Source organism: Micromonospora sp. MP36, from assembly GCF_008119785.1.
In the GTDB taxonomy this organism is placed as follows: domain Bacteria; phylum Actinomycetota; class Actinomycetes; order Mycobacteriales; family Micromonosporaceae; genus Micromonospora.
In genome coordinates this window covers 1-3,669 of the sequence record NZ_VSFA01000223.1, presented here as the reverse complement: position 1 = coordinate 3,669, position 3,669 = coordinate 1, and the positions used below count along the sequence as shown (strand labels likewise).

Annotated in this window: 4 protein-coding genes; all 4 read left to right on the top strand. The window is 69.9% G+C overall.

From position 1 onward, the window contains the following. A partial coding sequence (locus FXF52_RS40675; RefSeq protein ID WP_148804960.1) for a substrate-binding domain-containing protein occupies nucleotides 1-627 on the top strand: 627 nt, incomplete at its 5' end. After that, entirely contained in the window at nucleotides 627-1,715 is a 1,089-nt protein-coding gene (locus FXF52_RS40670) for a mandelate racemase/muconate lactonizing enzyme family protein (protein ID WP_148804959.1), read from the top strand. The genes FXF52_RS40675 and FXF52_RS40670, both read left to right, overlap by 1 nt. Then, on the top strand, nucleotides 1,712-2,782 hold the full coding sequence (locus FXF52_RS40665) for an ABC transporter permease (protein ID WP_148804958.1): 1,071 nt from the start codon (nucleotides 1,712-1,714) through the stop codon (nucleotides 2,780-2,782). The genes FXF52_RS40670 and FXF52_RS40665 overlap by 4 nt, the downstream gene beginning before the upstream one ends. After that, nucleotides 2,779-3,669: ABC transporter permease (locus tag FXF52_RS40660; RefSeq protein ID WP_148804957.1), on the top strand; the 891-nt coding region annotated here is incomplete at its 3' end. The genes FXF52_RS40665 and FXF52_RS40660, both read left to right, overlap by 4 nt.

Sequence of the window (3,669 nt, the reverse complement as noted above, 5' to 3'; positions counted from 1 at the left end):
GACTTCTGCCTGTCCACCGACGTCGAACTCGCCGCGTACAAGGCCGCGAAGGCCGCCATCGAGGCCATGGGTGGTAGCGGCAACCTCGTGCACCTGACCGGCAACAAGGTCGACTCCAACACGCAGCGCCGGATCAAGGGAGTGGAGAAGGCGGTTGCCGAGACCGGCGGCAAGGTCGTGCTGCTCCAGAACGTCACCGACATCGACAAGGACCTGCAGAGCGCGCAGAAGGCCGTCGCCGACCTGCTCGCCGCCAAGGGCAACCAGATCCAGGCGATCGTCAACACCGCCTACAACCCGTCGGTCGCCTCCGCCGAAGGCGTCAAGCAGGCGAAGCTGCCCATCAAGGTTATCGCCATCGACGACGACAAGACGATTCTCGACGGTATCCGGGACGGCTCCGTGGCTGGCACCGTGCTGCAGAACCCGGTCGGCCAGGCGTACGTCGGCTCGTACACGCTCAGCAAGCTCGCCGGCGGCTGCACGATGTCCCAGCCGGGCGTGATCATCGACTCCGGCTCGTTCGTCGTGACCAAGGCGAACGTGGACGGCTACGAGGCCGACCGCTCCGCCAAGACCGACGAACTCAAGAAGGAGTTCGACGCCAAGTACCTGACGTGCCAGTGATGTCGATCATCACGCACGCCGAGGCGTACCTGGTCGACATCGCTGTCGAGACCGTCCGTACCGATGCGGTGCAGGCGTTCCTCAAGCAGGAGACGGTTTTCGTCGAGGTCCGCACGGCCGACGGCCAGCAGGGCACCGGCTACTCGTACACCATCGGGACCGGCGGCACCGCCGTGCTCGCGCTCCTGCGCGACCACCTGGTGCCCCGCCTGATCGGCCTGGACGCGGCCCGGGTGGAGGCGGTCTGGCGTGACCTCTACGCCAGTACCCGCGCCACCGCCGTCGGCGCGATCACCTCACTGGCCCTGGCCGCTGTCGACACCGCGCTGTGGGACCTGCGCGCCAAGGCCGCCGGCTTGCCCCTGTGGGTGCTGGCCGGCGGGGCCAAGGACCGGATCCCGCTCTACGACACCGAGGGCGGTTGGCTGCAGCTCAGCACCGACGAGCTGGTCACCGGGGCGAAAGCGTCCCAGGCGGCCGGCTGGCCGGGCGTCAAGGTGAAGGTGGGCAAGCCCGACCCGGCCGAGGACGTCGAGCGGATCGCCGCGGTCCGAGCAGCCGTCGGCGACCGTTTCGACGTGATGGTCGACGCCAATCAGTCGCTCACCGCCGCGGAGGCGATCCGCCGGGCGCGGCTGCTCGAACCGTACGGTCTCGCCTGGTTCGAGGAGCCGCTGCCTGCCGACGATGTCGCCGGGCACGAGCTGCTCGCCCGCTCGACGAGCATCCCGATCGCCGTGGGTGAGTCGATGTACTCGATCGGGCAGTTCGCCGAATACCTGCGCCGTCAGGCCGCGGGCATCGTCCAGGTCGACGTCGCCCGGGTCGGCGGGATCACCCCCTGGCTCAAGGTCGCCCACCTGGCAGAGGCGTGCAACGTCGCCGTGTGCCCGCATTTCCTCATGGAGCTGCACGTGAGCCTCTGCGCCGCGGTGCCCAACAGTCGGTACCTCGAGTACATCCCGCAGTTGCGGGCGGTGACCCGGTCCGAGATCGCCGTCGCCGACGGCCACGCTCTCGCGCCGACCGCCCCTGGCCTCGGCATCGACTGGGACCGGGACGCGATCGAGGATCGGAGAGTCGCGTGACAACGGCCACCACACCGCCGGCGGCGCCCCCCGCGCCGCCGGCCGCGGTCGCGAAGGAGCGATCCCGTGGCCTGCCGATCTGGGCCAACCCACGGCTGGGCCTGGTCATCGTCATCGTCGTCCTGGTCGCGCTCTTCTCGTCGCTGACCCCCGCGTTCCTCGACCCCAGACTCACCCTCGCGCCACTGCAGGCCGACATCAGCGTGTACGTCGTCGTCGGCCTCGCCCAACTCGCCGTGCTGTCCCTCGGCCACATGAACATGGCTGTGGGCCGGATGGCCGCGCTGTCCACGTTCGCGATGGGACTCGCCTACGACCGGCTCGGTGTGCCGCTGCGGGTCGGCCTGGCCATCGGCCTGGCCGTCGGGGCGGCGATCGGAGCACTCGCCGGTCTGGTCATCACCAAGACCGGCGTGAACTCCTTCGTGGTGACCCTCGCGCTCGACTTCGGGCTGCTGGGCCTGGTGACGATTCTCTACACCCGGGCGACCGACGGCGTCGCGTTCGCGGTGAAGCCGGCCGGCCTTGCCGAACTGCGCTTCGACACGTTCGCCGACTACTGCCTCGGGGAGGTGTGCGGTCCTAGGATCCCGCTGGTCGTGCCGTTCGCGCTTGTCGCGGTGCTGGCCGTCGGGCTGCTGTTCCGCTACGCGCGCCTTGGCAGGGAGATCCTGATGACCGGCGCCAACCCGGTTGCCGCGCAACTGTCCGGCATTCCCACGCACCGGCGGGTCGTCGCCGCCCACGCACTCAGCGGCCTGCTCGCCGCCCTTGCCGGCTTCCTGCTCGCCGCCAACAACGGCGCCTTCTCCGCCAACATCGGCGAGTCGTTCCTGCTGCCGTCATTCCTCGCCCCGGTGCTCGGCGGCACGCTGCTCGCCGGAGGAGCGGTCAGCGTGCTCGGCACGGTGCTTGGCGCGACGCTCACCCAGGTCATCTACAAGGGCCTCAACCTTCTGCAGTTCTCGCTGGAGGATCTGAAGCTCTACATCGGGCTGGTACTGCTCGCCGCGCTGTCGCTGGACCGGCTGCGGGCCATGCTCGCCGAGCGGAGGGCGGTGTCATGAAAAACTTGGTACGCACCAACGAGTTCACCCTCGCCGCCGCGGCAGTCGTCGGGTTCGCCACGCTCGCCGTGGCCACCGACTTCAACCTGCTCACCGCCGGCACGATGGACGCGTTCCTGAGCTTCCTCGCCGTACCGCTGGTCATCGGTCTGGCCCAGATGGTGGTGCTCGCCGTCGGCCAGATGAACCTCTCCGTCGGGGTGCTCACCGGGTTCTGCTCGATGGCCACGGCCTGGCTGATGGTCGACGCCGCACTGCCCGCCTCGCTCGCAGTGCTCGCCGCACTCGTCCTCGGGGCGCTCGTCGGCCTGGTGAACGGTCTGCTGGTCGTCTTCACCCGGATCAACGGCTTCATCGTCACCCTCGCCACGATGACGATCCTGGAAGGGCTGCGCTACGGAGTCCACGGGACGGGCACCTATCAGGGCTACTCGCCGGGACTGCGGGCGATGGGCCAGGCATCGGTGCTCGGCATACCGGTGGTGTTCCTGCTGGCCCTGGCGGTCGCCGTCGCGACGGCGCTCTTCTTCCGCCGTACGGTGTCCGGGCGTCGCCTGCTCGCCTCCGGCGGCAACCCCTTCGCGGCGCGGCTGTCGGGCATCTCCAACGACCGGGCGCTGGTGCTCGCCCACACCCTGTCGGGTCTGCTCGCCGGGGTCGCCGCCGTGATCGTGGTCGCCGCGTTCGGCTCCGTCAACGCCTCGATCGGCGATGACCTGCTGCTGCCCAGCTTCGCCGCGCCGATCATCGGCGGGGTCGCCCTCCCCGGGGGGGCGGTCAGCCTGGCCCGCCCGGCGCCGGCGGCCCTCCTCGTGCCGGTGGGCGACGTGACCCCCGCGCGCTTCCACATACAACCCCCCCCGGTGTCCCCCCTTATCTCGCGGGCG